At 54.2% G+C, this 18,625-nt stretch carries 15 protein-coding genes and 2 tRNA genes; 13 read left to right on the top strand and 4 right to left on the bottom strand.

Features of this window, described 5'->3' with window-relative positions; genetic code table 11:
* The first annotated feature begins 3 nt into the window (after positions 1–3).
* A tRNA-Leu gene (locus tag F8561_RS08765) sits at positions 4–90 on the top strand.
* Positions 91–255: 165 nt separating this feature from the next.
* Here F8561_RS08765 and argG read toward each other — a convergent pair.
* Positions 256–1,602, bottom strand: coding sequence for an argininosuccinate synthase (gene argG / locus F8561_RS08760; RefSeq protein WP_020883538.1), 1,347 nt, complete (start codon positions 1,600–1,602; stop codon positions 256–258).
* A gap of 287 nt (positions 1,603–1,889) precedes the next feature.
* On the opposite strand from argG, the gene F8561_RS08755 reads away from it, so the two are divergent.
* From F8561_RS08755 to mtr, 12 genes are all read left to right on the top strand, one after another.
* Positions 1,890–1,966: transfer RNA gene (locus tag F8561_RS08755), tRNA-Met, on the top strand.
* Positions 1,967–2,173: 207 nt separating this feature from the next.
* On the top strand, positions 2,174–2,626 hold the full coding sequence (gene rimP, locus F8561_RS08750; RefSeq protein ID WP_014833432.1) for a ribosome maturation factor RimP: 453 nt from the start codon (positions 2,174–2,176) through the stop codon (positions 2,624–2,626).
* Positions 2,627–2,654: 28 nt separating this feature from the next.
* Positions 2,655–4,157, top strand: coding sequence for a transcription termination factor NusA (gene nusA, locus F8561_RS08745; protein ID WP_014171785.1), 1,503 nt, complete (start codon positions 2,655–2,657; stop codon positions 4,155–4,157).
* Positions 4,158–4,181: 24 nt separating this feature from the next.
* Positions 4,182–6,869: a translation initiation factor IF-2 gene (gene infB, locus F8561_RS08740; RefSeq protein WP_014171784.1), complete on the top strand. Its 2,688-nt coding sequence runs from the start codon at positions 4,182–4,184 to the stop codon at positions 6,867–6,869.
* Between the two features lie 88 nt (positions 6,870–6,957).
* On the top strand, positions 6,958–7,362 hold the full coding sequence (rbfA, locus tag F8561_RS08735; RefSeq protein WP_014171783.1) for a 30S ribosome-binding factor RbfA: 405 nt from the start codon (positions 6,958–6,960) through the stop codon (positions 7,360–7,362).
* Positions 7,362–8,312 carry a tRNA pseudouridine(55) synthase TruB gene (gene truB / locus F8561_RS08730; RefSeq protein WP_014171782.1) on the top strand — a complete coding sequence of 317 codons (951 nt, stop codon included), beginning with the start codon at positions 7,362–7,364 and terminating at the stop codon, positions 8,310–8,312. The genes rbfA and truB overlap by 1 nt, the downstream gene beginning before the upstream one ends.
* Positions 8,313–8,467: 155 nt before the next feature.
* Positions 8,468–8,737: a 30S ribosomal protein S15 gene (gene rpsO, locus F8561_RS08725; RefSeq protein WP_013098914.1), complete on the top strand. Its 270-nt coding sequence runs from the start codon at positions 8,468–8,470 to the stop codon at positions 8,735–8,737.
* A gap of 242 nt (positions 8,738–8,979) precedes the next feature.
* Positions 8,980–11,118, top strand: a complete 2,139-nt coding sequence (gene pnp / locus F8561_RS08720; RefSeq protein ID WP_014171780.1) for a polyribonucleotide nucleotidyltransferase — start codon at positions 8,980–8,982, stop codon at positions 11,116–11,118.
* A gap of 108 nt (positions 11,119–11,226) precedes the next feature.
* Entirely contained in the window at positions 11,227–12,111 is an 885-nt protein-coding gene (nlpI, locus tag F8561_RS08715; protein ID WP_013098912.1) for a lipoprotein NlpI, read from the top strand.
* A 107-nt stretch (positions 12,112–12,218) separates the two neighbouring features.
* On the top strand, positions 12,219–12,299 hold the full coding sequence (gene yrbN / locus F8561_RS24610; RefSeq protein WP_100122156.1) for a protein YrbN: 81 nt from the start codon (positions 12,219–12,221) through the stop codon (positions 12,297–12,299).
* A complete protein-coding gene (locus F8561_RS08705; protein ID WP_020883539.1) occupies positions 12,292–14,196 on the top strand; it encodes a DEAD/DEAH family ATP-dependent RNA helicase in 1,905 nt (634 codons plus the stop codon). The genes yrbN and F8561_RS08705 overlap by 8 nt, the downstream gene beginning before the upstream one ends.
* Positions 14,197–14,338: 142 nt before the next feature.
* Positions 14,339–15,583 (top strand): tryptophan permease, encoded by a 1,245-nt coding sequence (gene mtr, locus F8561_RS08700; RefSeq protein WP_025202927.1) that lies wholly within the window; start codon positions 14,339–14,341, stop codon positions 15,581–15,583.
* Between the two features lie 45 nt (positions 15,584–15,628).
* Here the strand turns inward: mtr and F8561_RS08695 are convergent, their stop codons facing one another.
* The 3 genes from F8561_RS08695 to ubiU all read right to left on the bottom strand — a co-directional run bounded on the left by F8561_RS08695 (position 15,629) and on the right by ubiU (position 18,607).
* Positions 15,629–16,636 (bottom strand): luciferase-like monooxygenase, encoded by a 1,008-nt coding sequence (locus F8561_RS08695; RefSeq protein WP_151887346.1) that lies wholly within the window; start codon positions 16,634–16,636, stop codon positions 15,629–15,631.
* Positions 16,637–16,725: 89 nt separating this feature from the next.
* Entirely contained in the window at positions 16,726–17,604 is an 879-nt protein-coding gene (locus F8561_RS08690) for a U32 family peptidase (RefSeq protein ID WP_020883542.1), read from the bottom strand.
* A 7-nt stretch (positions 17,605–17,611) separates the two neighbouring features.
* Positions 17,612–18,607, bottom strand: a complete 996-nt coding sequence (gene ubiU, locus F8561_RS08685; protein ID WP_020883543.1) for a ubiquinone anaerobic biosynthesis protein UbiU — start codon at positions 18,605–18,607, stop codon at positions 17,612–17,614.
* Positions 18,608–18,625 lie beyond the last annotated feature (18 nt).

The following is an 18,625-nucleotide window of genomic DNA, read 5'->3' as shown; positions in this document are numbered from 1 at the left end:
AGTACCGAGGTGGTGGAATTGGTAGACACGCTACCTTGAGGTGGTAGTGCCCTAACGGGCTTGTGGGTTCGAGTCCCATCCTCGGTACCAATATTCCAGAAGAAAGACGTCGAAAGACGTCTTTTTTTTCGTCTGTAGATTTCGTCTGTAGAAGGGGCGTTTTCGTCGGCGGGTACGTTCGTGCCAGCGGGACCGGTTCTGCAGCGGTCGTAAAAAAGGCGCCCAGTGGGCGCCTTTTGCATTTCTGCGTAAGCCTTACTTCTTAACGCTGTGCTCCAGGTTTTCAACCTGCGGCAGGCCATTACCGGCGCTTGCGGAGAGCAGGCCATTCTCAACGTAGTTGAACAGCTTCTCACGGGTATCGGTGATGTCCAGGTTACGCATGGTCAGCTGGCCAATACGATCGTCCGGAGAGAACACGGATTCACCTTTCTCCATGGTCAGACGCTCTGCTTTATAAGTCAGGTTGTCGGACACGGTGTTCAGAATCGAGTAGTCATTCCCGCGACGCAGCTCCAGCGTCACTTCGCCGGTGATCGCGCTTGCCACCCAACGTTGCAGTGCATCACGCAGCATCAGGGCCTGTGGGTCGAACCAACGGCCCTGGTACAGCAGTTTACCCAGCTGACGACCATGGGAGTGATACTGCTCGATGGTGTCTTCGTTGTGAATACCGGTCAGCAGACGCTCATAAGCGATGTGCAGCAGTGCCATCCCAGGGGCTTCATAGATGCCACGGCTTTTTGCTTCAATAATACGGTTTTCAATTTGGTCGCTCATGCCCAGACCGTGACGGCCACCGATACGGTTAGCTTCCAGCATCAGTTCCACATCGTCAGAGAAGGTCTTGCCGTTCAGGGCAACCGGATGGCCGCGCTCGAAACGCACGGTAACTTCTTCCGCCTGGATTTTGACGTTTTCGTCCCAGAACTTCACACCCATGATCGGGTTAACGATCTTCACGCTGGAGTTCAGGAATTCCAGGTCCTTCGCTTCGTGCGTCGCACCCAGCATATTGGAATCGGTAGAGTAGGCTTTCTCAACGGACATCTTATAGTCGAAGCCACAGGCGATCATAAACTCGGACATTTCATGACGGCCGCCCAGCTCGTCGATAAAGTCGGTATCGAGCCACGGTTTATAAATCTGCAGCTCGGCGTTGGTCAGCAGGCCATAACGATAGAAACGTTCGATATCGTTTCCTTTATACGTACTGCCATCACCCCAGATGTTTACGCCATCTTCTTTCATGGCGGCAACCAGCATGGTACCGGTCACTGCACGGCCCAGCGGGGTGGTATTGAAATAGGTCAGGCCGCCGGTAGTATTATGGAAAGCACCACACTGAATAGCAGCAATACCTTCAGCGACCAGTTGCTTACGGCAGTCAATCAGGCGCGCGTTCTCTGCGCCATACTCTTTAGCGCGACGAGGGATTGCATCATAATCGTCCTCATCCGGCTGACCCAGGTTCGCAGTATATGCATACGGAACCGCTCCCTTCTGGCGCATCCACAGCAGTGCAGCGCTGGTATCCAGGCCGCCTGAAAAAGCGATGCCAATACGTTGTCCTACCGGAAGATGCTTGAGAATCGTCGTCATAAAATAAAACCCTGCTTGATTGACTGATTAAGAGACCGCTTTCGCTCTCGATGCATGTTTATGCAAAATAAGTGAGTATTCATTTAATCATCTTTTGTCGATGACCGGAAGAGACTCGTGCGTTTTTTGTAAAATTTTCCCTTTGTTTGACCTGGCGGAAACTGGCTTGACAGGTGGGGTTCACTATCAATATACTAAACGCCGATTTTACGTCCCGTCTTCGGTACCAAATCCCAGCATTATTTGCAAATTCTCTCCAAAACGCGTAGAATTTGCCACGTTTCAGGCGCGGGGTGGAGCAGCCTGGTAGCTCGTCGGGCTCATAACCCGAAGGTCGTCGGTTCAAATCCGGCCCCCGCAACCACTTTCCCATAAAGTTCTTTTTCAAATATACTGTGAAGACTTAGAGCCTTCGTAGCTGGATTTGAAAAAATTCTTTCGGAGAGTGCTCCAGGCCGCAGTTGCGGCTATAGGGTTCAGTTATCTAAAGCCCCGATTTATCGGGGTTTTTTGTTATCTGACTACAGAATAACTGGGCTTTACGCCCTTTTTTTATGTCTTGGGGGTGGGCTTGTCCACATTAGAGCAAAAATTAACAGAGATGATTACTGCACCGGTCGAAGCACTGGGCTACGAACTGGTCGGCATCGAATTCGTTCGCGGCCGTACATCGACGCTGCGCATCTATATTGATAGTGAAGATGGCATCAATGTTGATGATTGTGCTGATGTTAGCCACCAGGTGAGTGCGGTTCTTGATGTTGAAGACCCGATTACCGTTGCGTACAACCTGGAAGTTTCCTCACCCGGCCTCGATCGCCCGATGTTCACGGCCGAGCACTATGTGCGCTTTACCGGTGAAGAAGTGGCTCTCGTTCTGCGTATGGCCGTACAGAACCGCCGTAAATGGCAGGGAATTATCAAAGCCGTTGATGGTGAAATGATCACGGTTACAGTCGAAGGCAAAGATGAAGTGTTCGCGCTGAGTAATATCCAGAAGGCGAACCTGGTTCCCCACTTTTAACAGTCTGGATTGAGGTGAAAAGCCCGCGATGAACAAAGAAATTTTGGCTGTTGTTGAAGCCGTCTCCAACGAGAAATCACTGCCGCGTGAGAAGATTTTCGAAGCGCTGGAAAGTGCACTGGCTACAGCAACCAAGAAAAAATACGAACAAGAGATCGATGTTCGCGTAGAAATCGATCGTAAAAGCGGTGACTTCGATACATTCCGTCGTTGGGTAATCGTTGAAGAGGTGACCCAGCCGACGAAAGAGATCACCCTGGAAGCGGCGCGTTTTGAAGACGAAAGCCTGAACGTGGGTGACTATGTTGAAGATCAGATTGAATCTGTCACCTTCGACCGTATCACCACGCAAACCGCAAAACAGGTTATCGTCCAGAAAGTCCGTGAAGCTGAGCGTGCGCTGGTTGTCGATCAGTTCCGCGATCAGGAAGGTGAGATCATTACCGGCGTGGTGAAGAAAGTAAACCGCGACAACATCTCTCTGGAAATCAAATCTGAAGGGCTGCCAGGTAACGCTGAAGCCGTTATCTTGCGTGAAGACATGCTGCCGCGTGAAAACTTCCGCCCGGGTGACCGTATTCGTGGCGTTCTGTATGCCGTACGCCCTGAAGCGCGTGGTGCACAGCTGTTTGTGACCCGTTCCAAGCCAGAGATGCTGATTGAACTGTTCCGTATCGAAGTACCTGAAATCGGCGAAGAAGTTATCGAGATTAAAGCGGCTGCCCGCGATCCGGGTTCACGCGCGAAAATCGCGGTGAAAACCAACGACAAGCGTATCGACCCGGTCGGTGCTTGCGTAGGTATGCGCGGTGCGCGTGTTCAGGCGGTTTCTACCGAACTGGGCGGCGAGCGTATCGATATCGTCCTGTGGGACGACAACCCGGCGCAATTCGTGATTAACGCAATGGCTCCGGCGGATGTGGCGTCTATCGTTGTTGACGAAGACAAACACACCATGGATATCGCTGTTGAAGCGGGCAACCTGGCGCAGGCAATCGGCCGTAACGGTCAGAACGTACGCCTGGCGTCACAGCTGAGCGGCTGGGAACTCAACGTAATGACCGTTGATGACCTGCAGGCTAAGCATCAGGCTGAAGCCCATGCGGCGATCGATACCTTCACGAAATACCTGGATATTGACGAAGATTTCGCCACTGTTCTGGTTGAAGAAGGTTTCTCTACCCTTGAAGAACTGGCCTATGTGCCAATGAAAGAGCTGCTGGAAATCGACGGTCTTGATGAAGCCACCGTTGAAGCCCTGCGTGAACGCGCTAAAAACGCACTGACCACCCTGGCACTGGCTCAGGAAGAAAGCCTTGGCGATAAGAAGCCGGCTGATGACCTGCTGAATCTGGAAGGTCTTGATCGTGCGATTGCGTTCAAGCTGGCTGCCCGTGGTGTTTGTACGCTGGAAGATCTCGCTGAGCAAGGCGTTGATGACCTGGCTGATATCGAAGGTTTAACCGACGAGAAAGCCGGCGAACTCATCATGGCCGCACGTAATATTTGCTGGTTCGGCGACGAAGCGTAATAAACTGTAGCAGGAAGGAACAGCATGACTGATGTAACTGTAAAATCGCTGGCTGCCGAGATTCAGACCTCCGTGGACCGCCTGGTACAGCAATTTGCTGATGCAGGGATCCCGAAGTCCGCTGATGACTCGGTGAACGCGCAAGAAAAACAAACCTTGTTAGCGCACCTGAACCGTGAACACGGTTCGACGCCTGACAAGCTGACGCTGCAGCGCAAAACGCGTAGCACGTTGAATATCCCTGGTACCGGTGGTAAAAGCAAATCGGTACAAATTGAAGTCCGCAAGACACGCACCTTTGTAAAACGTGATCCGCAAGAGGCAGAACGCCTTGCTGCGGAAGAGCAGGCACAGCGTGAAGCGGAAGAACAAGCTCAGCGTGAGGCAGAAGCGACTGCCAAGCGTGAAGCAGAATTAAAAGCTGAACGTGAGGCCGCAGAAAAAGCGAAACGCGACGCAAGTGATAAAGTGAAGCGTGAAGCTGCGGAAAAAGACAAAGTGAGCAATCAACAGACCGACGAAATGACAAAAACCGCCCAGGCTGAAAAAGCCCGCCGTGAAAATGAAGCTGCCGAGCTGAAGCGTAAAGCGGAAGAAGAAGCCCGCCGCAAGCTTGAAGAAGAAGCTCGCCGTGTAGCTGAAGAAGCGCGCCGTATGGCTGAAGAAAACGAGAAGAACGGTGTGAACCCTGCTGAAGCGTCTGAAGACACCAGCGATTATCACGTCACCACTTCTCAGCATGCGCGCCAGGCAGAAGACGATAACGACCGTGAAGTTGAAGGTGGTCGTGGCCGTACTCGCAGCACCAAAGCTGCTCGCCCAGCCAAAAAAGGCAACAAGCACGCTGAATCTAAAGCTGACCGTGAAGAAGCACGTGCAGCGATCCGCGGTGGTAAAGGCGGCAAGCGTAAAGGTTCCGCACTGCAGCAGGGCTTCCAGAAGCCAGCTCAGGCTGTTAACCGTGACGTAGTGATTGGTGAAACCATCACCGTTGGCGATCTGGCCAACAAAATGGCGGTTAAAGGCTCTCAGGTCATCAAAGCGATGATGAAACTGGGCGCAATGGCCACCATCAACCAGGTTATCGACCAGGAAACTGCGCAACTGGTAGCCGAAGAGATGGGCCACAAAGTTATCCTGCGTCGTGAAAACGAGCTGGAAGAAGCAGTAATGAGCGACCGTGACACCGGCGCAGCGGCAGAACCGCGCGCGCCTGTAGTGACCATCATGGGTCACGTTGACCACGGTAAAACCTCTCTGCTCGACTACATTCGTTCGACGAAAGTGGCCTCCGGTGAAGCGGGTGGTATTACCCAGCACATCGGTGCGTACCACGTAGAAACCGACAACGGCATGATCACCTTCCTGGATACCCCGGGCCACGCAGCGTTTACCTCTATGCGTGCTCGTGGTGCTCAGGCAACGGATATCGTTGTACTGGTTGTTGCTGCAGACGACGGCGTGATGCCACAGACCATTGAAGCTATCCAGCACGCGAAAGCGGCACAGGTGCCTCTGGTGGTTGCAGTGAACAAGATCGATAAGCCAGAAGCTGACATGGATCGCGTTAAAAACGAACTCTCCCAGTACGGTGTTATGCCGGAAGAGTGGGGCGGTGAAGCGCAGTTCATCCCAGTATCTGCGAAAGCCGGTACCGGTATCGACGACCTGCTGAACGCTATCCTGCTGCAGGCTGAAGTTCTGGAGCTGAAAGCGGTTCGTAAAGGTATGGCGAGCGGCGCGGTTATCGAATCCTTCCTGGATAAAGGTCGTGGTCCGGTTGCAACCGTTCTGGTTCGTGAAGGTACGCTGCATAAAGGCGATATCGTTCTGTGTGGTTTCGAATACGGTCGTGTTCGTGCGATGCGTAACGAACTGGGTCAGGAAGTTCTGGAAGCAGGTCCGTCCATTCCAGTGGAAATCCTGGGCCTGTCCGGTGTGCCGGCTGCGGGCGATGAAGTGACCGTCGTACGTGACGAGAAGAAAGCGCGTGAAGTTGCACTGTATCGTCAGGGCAAATTCCGTGAAGTTAAACTGGCTCGTCAGCAGAAATCTAAACTCGAGAACATGTTTGCGAACATGACCGAAGGCGAAGTTCACGAAGTGAACATCGTTCTGAAAGCCGACGTTCAGGGTTCTGTGGAAGCGATCTCCGACTCCTTGCTGAAACTGTCTACTGACGAAGTTAAAGTGAAGATCATCGGTTCTGGCGTAGGGGGTATCACCGAAACCGACGCCACCCTGGCTGCTGCATCCAATGCAATCCTGGTCGGCTTCAACGTACGTGCTGACGCGTCTGCACGTAAAGTGATTGATGCTGAAAGCCTGGATCTGCGTTACTACTCCGTCATCTATAACCTGATCGACGAAGTGAAAGCAGCGATGAGCGGCATGCTGTCTCCAGAGCTGAAACAGCAGATCATCGGTCTGGCTGAAGTGCGTGACGTGTTCAAATCACCGAAATTTGGTGCGATCGCGGGCTGTATGGTTACCGAAGGTATCATCAAACGTCACAACCCAATCCGCGTACTGCGTGACAACGTGGTTATCTACGAAGGCGAGCTGGAATCCCTGCGCCGCTTCAAAGATGACGTTAACGAAGTCCGTAACGGCATGGAATGTGGTATCGGCGTGAAGAACTACAACGACGTTCGCGTTGGCGACATGATCGAAGTGTTCGAGATCATCGAAATTCAGCGTACGATTGCTTAATCATCGATGCAGGCCGGGTAAGCAAAGCGCCACCCGGTAATAATTTTAAAAGGGGCTTTTTGCCCCTTTTTTGTCTGGAGAATTTATTATGGCGAAAGAATTTGGTCGCCCGCAGCGCGTAGCGCAAGAAATGCAGAAAGAGATCGCCCTCATCCTGCAACGTGAAATTAAAGATCCACGCGTGGGTGTGATGACCACCGTGTCCGGCGTGGAAATGTCCCGCGACCTGGCGTATGCCAAAGTGTTCGTGACCTTCCTGAACGATCAGGACGAAGCCGCGGTAAAAAACGGCATTAAAGCGCTGCAGGAAGCCTCTGGCTACATCCGCTCTCTGCTCGGCAAAGCGATGCGTCTTCGTATCGTACCTGAGCTGACCTTCTTCTACGACAACTCTCTGGTCGAAGGTATGCGCATGTCCAACCTGGTGACCAGCGTGGTGAAACATGACGACGAACGTCGTGTTAACCCAACGGACGACAGCAAGGAGGACTAATGAGTCGTCCTCGTCGTCGCGGTCGCGACGTGCATGGTGTGCTGCTGCTGGATAAACCCCAGGGCGCTTCCAGCAACGACGTGCTGCAAAAAGTTAAGCGTATTTTTAACGCCAACCGTGCGGGCCACACGGGCGCGCTCGATCCGCTGGCGACCGGCATGTTGCCGATCTGCCTGGGGGAAGCGACAAAGTTTTCCCAGTACCTACTGGACTCCGATAAGCGCTATCGGGTCATCGCCCGATTAGGCCAGCGCACGGACACCTCCGATGCCGATGGTCAGGTGGTAGAAGAGCGTCCGGTGACCTTCAGCGCAGAGCAACTTGATGCCGCGCTGGAAAGTTTCCGTGGCGACACGCTGCAGGTACCGTCAATGTATTCGGCGCTGAAGTACCAGGGTAAAAAACTGTACGAATATGCACGCCAGGGCATTGACGTTCCTCGTGAACCCCGTCCGATTACCGTGTACGAACTGCTCTTTATTCGTCACGAAGGCGATGAGCTGGAGCTGGAAGTTCACTGTTCGAAAGGCACCTATATTCGTACCATCATTGACGACCTGGGTGAAAAGCTGGGTTGCGGTGCGCACGTGATTTACCTGCGTCGCCTGGCTGTCAGCACGTACCCGGTTGAGCGAATGGTGACCCTTGAACATCTGCGCGAGTTGGTTGAGCAGGCGGAAGCGCAGGAGATTGCGCCGGCCGATTTGCTCGATCCGCTGCTGATGCCAATGGACAGCCCGGCGGCCGATTTCCCGGTTGTTAATCTTCCTTTAACATCCTCCGTTTACTTTAAGAACGGAAACCCGGTTCGTACCACCAGTGCTCCTTCTGAAGGTCTGGTGCGCGTGACCGAGGGGGATGAAGGTAAGTTTATCGGCATGGGTGAAATGGATGGCGAAGGCCGCGTCGCGCCGCGTCGCCTGGTCGTTGAGTATCCGGTTGAAGCCTGATAGCGATAACGGCTCGCCTTGCGATAAGCAGGGGAGACGAGTAGAATATCGCGGCTTAACGTTCGGCAAATTGTTTAACATATTGCGGGACGTATACTGGGATTGCTGAATTAGAGATCGGCATCCTTACATTCTTTATATTCTGGAGTTTGAAAATGTCTCTAAGCGTTGAAGCTAAAGCTAAAATCGTTTCTGAGTTTGGTCGTGGTACTAACGACAGCGGTTCTACCGAAGTTCAGGTTGCACTGCTGACTGCACAGATTAACCACCTGCAGGGTCACTTTGCAGAGCACAAAAAAGATCACCACAGCCGTCGTGGTCTGCTGCGTATGGTTTCTCAGCGTCGTAAACTGCTCGACTACCTGAAACGTAAAGATGTTGCACGTTACTCCGCGCTGATCGAGCGTCTGGGTCTGCGTCGCTAAGTCTTGCGAGTTTCAGAAAAGGGGGCCTGATGGCCCCTTTTTTCAACCAGACGGCAGCAATTCACTGGAAACTATTGTATTGTTGCTATAAATGATCTTCATTGCAGAGGTTCGCGCGGCTAATGAGAGGCTTCACCCATGGGGGTGTTGGTTGTCATTAGTCGCGAGGATGCGAAGAAGGTCGGGTTAAATCGTCAGCACACCGGTGGTGTGCTGTCATACATTTAAGAAAGGACAGAACTTTGCTGAATCCGATCGTTCGTAAATTCCAGTATGGTCAACACACCGTCACGCTGGAAACCGGCATGATGGCACGTCAGGCTACTGCTGCCGTTATGGTAAGCATGGATGACACTGCGGTATTCGTAACCGTAGTTGGCCAGAAAAAAGCAAAACCAGGTCAGGACTTCTTCCCACTGACCGTTAACTACCAGGAGCGTACCTACGCTGCCGGTAAAATCCCGGGTGGCTTCTTCCGTCGTGAAGGCCGTCCAAGCGAAGGCGAAACCCTGATTGCGCGTCTGATTGACCGCCCGGTTCGTCCGCTGTTCCCGGAAGGCTTCGTGAACGAAGTGCAGGTTATCGCGACCGTTGTTTCCGTTAACCCACAGGTTAACCCGGATATCGTTGCGATGATCGGTGCTTCCGCGGCCCTGTCACTGTCTGGTATTCCATTCAATGGCCCAATCGGTGCTGCACGCGTTGGTTACATCAACGACCAGTACGTGCTGAACCCAACGCAGGAAGAGCTGAAAGAAAGTAAGCTGGACCTGGTTGTCGCTGGTACTGAAGCGGCTGTGCTGATGGTTGAATCCGAAGCGGAACTGCTGAGCGAAGACCAGATGCTGGGCGCGGTGGTCTTTGGCCACGATCAGCAGCAGATCGTTATTCAGAACATCAACGATCTGGTTAAAGAAGCGGGCAAACCACGTTGGGACTGGCAGCCTGAAGCCGTCAACGACGCGCTGAATGCACGCGTTGCTGCGCTGGCTGAATCTCGTCTGAGCGATGCTTATCGCATCACCGACAAACAGGAGCGTTATGCTCAGGTTGACGTGATCAAAGACGAAACTATCGCAACGCTGATTGCTGAAGACGAAACGCTGGATGCTAACGAGCTGAGCGAAATTCTGCACGCTATCGAGAAAAACGTGGTTCGTAGCCGCGTCCTGGCGGGTGAGCCGCGTATCGATGGCCGCGAAAAAGACATGATCCGTGGTCTGGACGTGCGTACTGGCGTTCTGCCACGTACTCACGGTTCTGCACTGTTCACCCGTGGCGAAACGCAGGCGCTGGTTACCGCGACCCTGGGGACAGCACGTGACGCGCAGAACATCGACGAACTGATGGGCGAGCGTACTGACAGCTTCCTGTTCCACTACAATTTCCCTCCATACTCCGTAGGTGAAACCGGTATGGTGGGTTCGCCTAAGCGTCGTGAAATTGGTCACGGTCGTCTGGCGAAGCGTGGTGTGCTGGCAGTGATGCCGGATGCTGACAAATTCCCGTACACCGTTCGTGTGGTTTCTGAAATCACCGAATCTAACGGTTCTTCTTCCATGGCTTCCGTGTGTGGCGCATCTCTGGCGCTGATGGATGCAGGCGTGCCAATCAAAGCCGCCGTTGCGGGTATCGCAATGGGCCTGGTGAAAGAAGGCGAGAACTTTGTTGTTCTGTCTGACATTCTGGGCGACGAAGACCACCTGGGCGATATGGACTTCAAAGTTGCGGGTTCCCGCGACGGTATCTCTGCGCTGCAGATGGATATCAAAATTGAAGGTATCACCAAAGAGATCATGCAGGTTGCGCTGAACCAGGCTAAAGGTGCTCGTCTGCACATCCTGGGTGTGATGGAACAGGCGATCAACGCGCCACGCGGCGACATTTCTCAGTTCGCTCCGCGTATCCACACCATCAAGATCAATCCAGACAAGATCAAAGATGTTATCGGTAAGGGCGGTTCCGTTATCCGTGCTCTGACCGAAGAGACTGGCACCACTATCGAAATCGAAGATGACGGTACGGTGAAAATTGCAGCGACCGACGGCGAGAAAGCGAAATTCGCTATTCGTCGCATCGAAGAAATTACTGCAGAAATCGAAGTGGGCCGTATCTACAATGGTAAAGTGACCCGTATCGTTGACTTTGGCGCGTTTGTTGCCATCGGTGGCGGTAAAGAAGGTCTGGTTCACATCTCTCAAATCGCTGACAAGCGCGTTGAGAAAGTGACCGATTACCTGCAGATGGGTCAGGAAGTCCCGGTTAAAGTTCTGGAAGTTGACCGCCAGGGCCGTATCCGTCTGAGCATTAAAGAAGCAACCGAGCAGTCTCAGCCGGCTGCTGCGCCAGAAGCATCGGCAGCAGAACAGCAAGGCGAGTAAGTTGCATTTGCCCTCCGCTTCGGCGGAGGGCCTATTATCAGGCAGGACGCCTTGTTAAGCCGCCGGGGGACAGGACGTTCATCCAATAGTTGTCTTCGGGAGTGGGAAATGAAGCCTTTTTTGCGCTGGTGTTTCGTTGCGACAGCTTTAACGCTGGCAGGATGCAGCAACTCTGCCTGGCGTAAGAGCGAAGTCCTCGCAGTGCCATTGCAACCGACTTTGCAGCAGGAAGTGATTCTGGCACGCATGGAACAAATTCTTGCCAGTCGGGCTTTAACCGATGACGAACGCGCACAGCTTTTATATGAGCGCGGAGTGTTGTATGATAGTCTCGGTCTGAGGGCATTAGCGCGGAATGATTTCTCACAAGCGCTGGCAATCCGACCTGATATGCCTGAAGTATTCAATTACTTAGGCATTTATTTAACGCAGGCAGGCAATTTTGATGCTGCCTATGAAGCGTTTGATTCTGTACTTGAGCTTGATCCAACTTACAACTACGCGCACTTGAATCGCGGTATCGCCCTGTATTACGGCGGTCGTGATAAGTTAGCGCAAGATGATCTGCTGGCGTTTTATCAAGACGATCCTAATGATCCTTTCCGCAGTCTGTGGTTATACATCGTTGAGCAGAAGCTCGATGAGAAGCAGGCAAAAGAAGCACTGAAACAGCGCTTCGATAAATCGGACAAGGAACAGTGGGGATGGAACATTGTCGAGTTCTACCTGGGCAACATTAGCGAAGCAACGCTGATGGAACGCCTCAAGGCGGACGCAACGGATAACACCTCGCTCGCTGAGCATCTCAGTGAAACCAACTTCTATTTAGGTAAGTACTACCTAAGTCTGGGGGATAAGGACAGCGCTACGGCACTGTTCAAATTAGCGGTTGCTAACAACGTACACAACTTCGTTGAGCACCGTTATGCATTGTTGGAATTATCGCTCTTGGGCCAGGAGCAAGACGACCTGGCAGAATCGGACCAGCAATAGCTGACGACATAAACATCAGCCCGTAATCTTTTGATTGCCATCACCTTAACTGGTGAGGGCGTTGTTGTTCGTCAATACATCTACTTTGAGCCGGTTCACACTTTTCAATGAAAATTGCTAATCATTTTCACGATGAGCTAAGTAGACTGGCCGCCATTGACATTGAGGCACTCGTACTACATGGCTGAATTCGAAACCACTTTTGCAGATCTGGGCCTGAAGGCTCCTATCCTTGAAGCCCTTACCGATCTGGGTTACGAAAAACCATCTCCGATCCAGGCAGAATGTATCCCACATCTGTTGTCTGGTCGTGACGTGCTGGGCATGGCCCAGACTGGTAGCGGCAAAACCGCAGCGTTCTCGCTGCCGCTGCTGCACAACATCGATCCGGAACTGCGTGCACCGCAGATCCTCGTCCTGGCTCCAACCCGTGAACTGGCTGTTCAGGTTGCAGAAGCTATGACTGATTTCTCTAAACATATGCGCGGCGTAAACGTGGTGGCCCTGTACGGTGGCCAGCGTTATGACGTGCAGTTACGTGCCCTGCGCCAGGGTCCACAGATTGTTGTCGGTACGCCGGGCCGTCTGCTGGATCACCTGAAGCGCGGTACCCTTGACCTCTCTAAACTGAGCGGTCTGGTACTGGATGAAGCAGATGAAATGCTGCGTATGGGCTTCATCGAAGACGTAGAAACGATTATGGCGCAGATCCCGGAAGGTCATCAGACCGCTCTGTTCTCTGCAACCATGCCAGAAGCGATTCGTCGCATTACCCGCCGCTTCATGAAAGAGCCGCAGGAAGTGCGCATTCAGTCCAGCGTGACCACTCGCCCGGACATCAGCCAGAGCTACTGGTCTGTATACGGTATGCGTAAAAACGAAGCGCTGGTTCGTTTCCTGGAAGCGGAAGATTTTGATGCGGCGATTATCTTCGTTCGTACCAAAAACGCGACCCTGGAAGTGGCTGAAGCGCTGGAGCGTAGCGGCTACAACAGCGCAGCGCTGAACGGTGACATGAACCAGGCTCTGCGTGAGCAGACGCTGGAGCGCCTGAAAGACGGTCGTCTGGATATCCTGATTGCAACCGACGTGGCAGCACGTGGTCTGGACGTTGAGCGTATCAGCCTGGTTGTTAACTACGATATTCCAATGGACTCCGAGTCCTACGTTCACCGTATCGGTCGTACCGGTCGTGCGGGTCGTGCAGGTCGTGCGCTGCTGTTCGTTGAGAACCGCGAGCGTCGTCTGCTGCGTAACATTGAACGCACCATGAAGCTGACCATTCCAGAAGCGGAACTGCCAAATGCAGAACTGCTGGGCAAACGCCGTCTGGAAAAATTCGCCGCGAAAGTACAGCAGCAGCTGGAAAGCAGCGACCTGGACCAGTATCGTGCACTGCTGGCACAGATTCAGCCTACCGCTGAAGGCGAAGAGCTGGATATGGAAACGCTGGCCGCAGCACTGCTGAAAATGGCTCAGGGCGAACGTACCCTGATCGTGCCACCAGATGCACCGATGCGTCCTAAGCGTGAGTTCCGTGACCGTGACGAGCGTTTCGAACGTCGTGGCGACCGTAACGATCGTGGTCCACGTGCTGACCGTCCAGAGCGCAGTGGCGAAGAGCGTCCACGTCGTGAGCGTCGTGACGCTGGCGAAATGGAACTGTACCGCATTGAAGTGGGCCGTGATGATGGTGTTGAAGTTCGTCATATCGTTGGCGCGATCGCTAACGAAGGCGACATCAGCAGCCGTTACATCGGTAACATCAAGCTGTTCGCATCTCACTCTACCATCGAGCTGCCAAAAGGCATGCCGGGCGAAGTACTGCAGCACTTTACTCGCACCCGCATCCTGAACAAGCCGATGAACATGCAGCTGATGGGCGATGCCCAGCCACGTACTGACCGTGGTGGCGAACGTCGTGGCGGTGGTCGTGGTTTCGGTGGCGAACGTCGTGAAGGCGGTCGTAGCGAAGGCAACCGCGCTGGCGCAGGCGAAGGTCGTCGTTTCTCTGGCGAGCGTCGCGAAAGCCGTGGCCCACGTCGTGAAGAAGGTACCGCTCGTCGTCGTTTCGGTGACGCGTAAGTCTTTCGTTTCTGACGTAAAGTAATCTATACAGCCCCGATAAACACTGTCGGGGCTTTTTTTATTCCTTTTGTACTCTTGTACTGGTACAGTGCTGCACATTAACATGCATAACCGCATTATTGACTGGAGAAAAGGCTGTATGGCGACACTTACCACCACCCAAACGTCACCTTCGCTGCTTGGCGGCGTGGTGATCATCGGCGGAACCATCATTGGTGCCGGGATGTTCTCCCTGCCTGTGGTTATGTCCGGTGCGTGGTTCTTCTGGTCGCTGGCGGCACTGGTGTTTACCTGGTTCTGTATGCTTCATTCCGGGCTGATGATCCTCGAAGCCAACCTGAACTACCGCATTGGCTCCAGCTTCGACACCATCACTAAAGACCTGTTAGGCAAAGGCTGGAACCTGATAAACGGCCTCTCCATTGCCTTTGTGCTTTACATCCTGACTTACGCGTACATCTCAGCAAGCGGCTCCATTCTGCATCACACATTCTCGGAGTTGTCGCTGAACGTGCCGGCAAGAGTGGCGGGCTTGTGCTTCGCGCTTGGCGTCGCGTTTATCGTCTGGATGAGCACCAAAGCGGTGAGCCGCATGACGGCGATTGTGTTGGGCGCGAAGGTGATCACCTTCTTCCTGACCTTCGGCAGCCTGCTTGGGCACGTTACGCCGGCCACGCTGTTCAACGTGGCGGAGACGAATACCGCTTACACGCCGTACCTGCTGATGACCCTGCCGTTCTGTCTCGCATCATTTGGTTACCACGGTAATGTGCCGAGCCTGATGAAGTATTACGGTAAAGATCCACGCACGATTGTGAAGTGCCTGATCTACGGCACGCTGCTGGCGCTGGCGCTGTACGTGATTTGGCTGCTGGGGACGATGGGCAATATCCCGCGTCCTGAATTTATCGGCATTGCGCAGAAGGGCGGTAACATTGATGTACTGGTACAGGCGCTGAGCGGCGTACTGAACAGCCGCAGTCTGGATCTGTTGCTGGTGGTATTCTCTAACTTTGCCGTCGCGAGCTCTTTCCTCGGCGTGACGCTGGGCCTGTTTGACTACCTGGCCGATCTGTTTGGTTTTGATGATTCCGCTATGGGGCGCTTTAAAACCGCGCTGCTGACTTTCCTGCCACCGATTGTTGGCGGTCTGCTGTGGCCGAATGGTTTCCTCTATGCCATCGGCTATGCCGGGCTGGCGGCGACCATCTGGGCGGCGATTGTGCCTGCGCTGCTGGCACGCAAATCACGTAAACGCTTCGGCAGCCCGAAATTCCGCGTCTGGGGCGGAAAGCCGATGATTGCGCTGATTCTGGTGTTCGGTATTGGCAACGCGCTGGTGCATGTCCTGTCGAGTTTTAACCTGCTGCCGGTGTATCAGTAACACCACCTGTTCCCCTCTCCCGACGGGAGAGGGGAACAAACCGCGCTAACCTGACACTTCCTCTTTCACCTGCATCGCCAGGTCAAACGAATGCAAGCGTGCCTGATGATCGAAAATCTGGCCGTTAACCATAATTTCATCCGCCTGCGTCTCACGCAGCACCGCCTCCAGCCCGTGACGCACTTTTGCCTTATCCCCCACCAGCGACATGCTCAGCGCCTGCTGAACGCCATACTGTTCGGATGCCGACCACAGCTGATGCATATTCTCCACCGGCGGCGGCAGCTGGCCGGTCTCACCGCGACGCAGCTTCACAAAAGCCTGTTGCATGGAGGTGAACAGGAATTCCGCATCGCGATTGCTGTCGGCGGCAACGATGTTGATGCACACCATCGCATACGGTTTTTCCAGACGCTCTGAAGGTTTGAAGTTTGTGCGATAGAGGTGAAGCGCCTGATGGAGCATATCTGGCGCGAAGTGCGAGGCAAAGGCGAACGGCAGCCCCAGCTGCGCGGCAAGCTGCGCGCTGTACAGGCTTGAGCCCAGCAGCCACACCGGGATCTTCTCACCGTAGCCTGGCACCGGGCGCACGTGCGGGTTAGGGTCACGCGCGTCAAACCAGTCCACCAGTTCAGCCACAGCGCGCGGGAAGTTATCGATGTCGCCGCTCATATGGCGACGCAGGGCGCGCATGGTCGGCTGGTCGCTGCCCGGCGCACGGCCAAGACCCAGGTCGATACGACCAGGATAGAGGGTATTCAGCGTACCAAACTGCTCGGCAATCACCAGCGGGGCGTGGTTCGGCAGCATCACGCCACCGGAGCCAAGGTGCAGCGTGGTGGTATTCGCCGCCAGGTAACCAATCAGCACGGAGGTCGCGGCACTGGCGATACCAACCATATTGTGGTGCTCAGCCAGCCAGTAACGGTGATAACCGCGTTTTTCTGCCAGGCGAGCGAGATCGAGAGAGTGGGTAAAGGCTTCTCGTGCTGAGGACCCTTGAGGGATCGGTGCCAGATCCAGCACCGAAAACGGAATGGTTTTATCAGTCATAACAGCTCACTTTGTCGACGGTGAATCTTTTAATAGTGCATTAAAATTTAATAACCGTTGTTAACAAAGTGAGCTTTTACATTTCTTCTTCAGCCCTGTAACACCAGCCCGGGGAGGCGTTTCCAGTAGCCGTTACAGTCGCTGTTAGCGGTTAACGGCAGCGGAGCATCACCGTTTTCATTGGCGCGGAAGGCATCCAGCATGGCGAATACGCCCGTATCCACCGGTGACAGGCGCACCATGTCGACCAGACCGTTCATCGACGCCAGTTCATTGCCGAGGTTATACACATAGCCGCTCATGGTCTGGATACCGTTCAGGACGAACACCTGCTGATTTTCCTGCGACAGCATGCTGCGCCCGTTCGGGTACTTGATGCAGCAGGTTTCACACTCGTCTTTCGGACGGTCTTCAGAGCGGGCGGTGAAACAGCGGGCAGAATAGGCCAGCGGGAGATGACCATAACTCAGCACTTCCACCTCGAACTGATTGCGAATGCCCAGCGTTTCGCACTGGTTGAGCAGGTTAGCCAGCCAGTCGCGCGAGAGTTCGACCGGCATGCACCAGCGCGTCATCCCCTGTTTAAGCAGCAGGCGCAGCGTCACGGCGTTATAGCAGTTCAGCGCATGGCCTGCGACAAACGGCAGTCTGCGTTCGGCGCACATGTTCACTACGCCCAGATCGCTGGCTTCCAGCAGGAATTCACCGTTCTCTACGTAGCGTTTGAGTTCACCCAGTTCGGAGGAGGCCTGGACGAGGGCGAGCGTTGAGAGCACCACCTGTTTACCGCTTCCGGCGAGGCTTTTCGCCATATCCAGCCAGTCGCCCACTTTGGTGGCGCGGCGTTTGCTGCATACCGCTTCACCGAGGTAAATCACATCTGCGCTGCTGGTCGCGGCCTGGTGGTAAAAATCTTCCAGCGTCTCTTTTGGCCAGTAGTAGAGCACCGGCCCTAATGAATATTTCATGATTATCTCACTGCCATTTACGGTGATACGCGCCAAGCGTGGTTTGTGTACCCTCGGACATCGCACCGAGTGTCTCCATCCACGCCGGTTGCGGTGCGTAGTTCTGCGGGTCTGCCATGCAGCGATCGATAGCCTGGCGCCAGACTTTCGCCACCTGGCTTACGTACGCCGGGCTGCGCTGGCGGCCCTCAATTTTCACCGAGGCGATATTGGCGGCCAGCAGTTCTGGCAGCAGTTCCAGCGTATTAAGGCTGGTTGGCTCTTCCAGCGCGTGGTAACGCTCGCCGTCTACCAGATAGCGGCCTTTGCACAGCGTCGGGTAACCGGCATTTTCGCCGTCCTGATAGCGGTCAATCAGCACGTCGTTCAGGCGCGATTCCAGCCCCTGCGGCGTCTGTTGCCAGCGAACAAAGCGGGCGGGTGAGCAGGCCCCAACGGTATTGGGGGACTCGCCGGTTAAATAGGAGGAGAGATAGCAACGGCCTTCGGCCATGATACACAGGCTGCCAAAGGCAAAAACTTCCAGTGGTACTGGCGTGACGCGCGCGAGTTGCTTAACCTGATGAATAGAGAGCACGCGTGGCAGCACCACGCGGGCAACATCAAAGTGACGATGATAAAAACGCACCGCCTCTTCGTTAGTGGCAGATGCCTGAACGGAGACGTGACGCTCAATATGGGGATAGCGTTCTGCCGCATACTCAAGCATAGCGAGGTCGGCGAGGATCAGCGCATCGGCGCCCAGCTGTGCTGCCATATCCACCGCGCGTTGCCAGCGGGCGTAGCCATCAGGATGGGCGAAGGTATTGATGGCGATATGCAGTTTGCGGCGGTGCTGGTGGACGAAGGTAACGGCTTCCTGAAGCTTTTTCTCCGTAAAGTTGAGGCCAGCAAAATGGCGGGCGTTGGTATCATCTTTCAGCCCGATATAGACCGCATCGGCCCCATTTTCGATGGCCGCCTTAAGCGCCGGAAGATTTCCGGCTGGGCAGAGCAGCTCCATAATTTATCCTGAAGTAGT

Origin of the sequence: Enterobacter sp. 198, from assembly GCF_009025585.1 — a bacterium.
Classification (GTDB): domain Bacteria; phylum Pseudomonadota; class Gammaproteobacteria; order Enterobacterales; family Enterobacteriaceae; genus Enterobacter; species Enterobacter ludwigii.
Note: the sequence above shows the minus strand (reverse complement) of the source record. Positions and strands in the feature narration are given on the sequence as shown.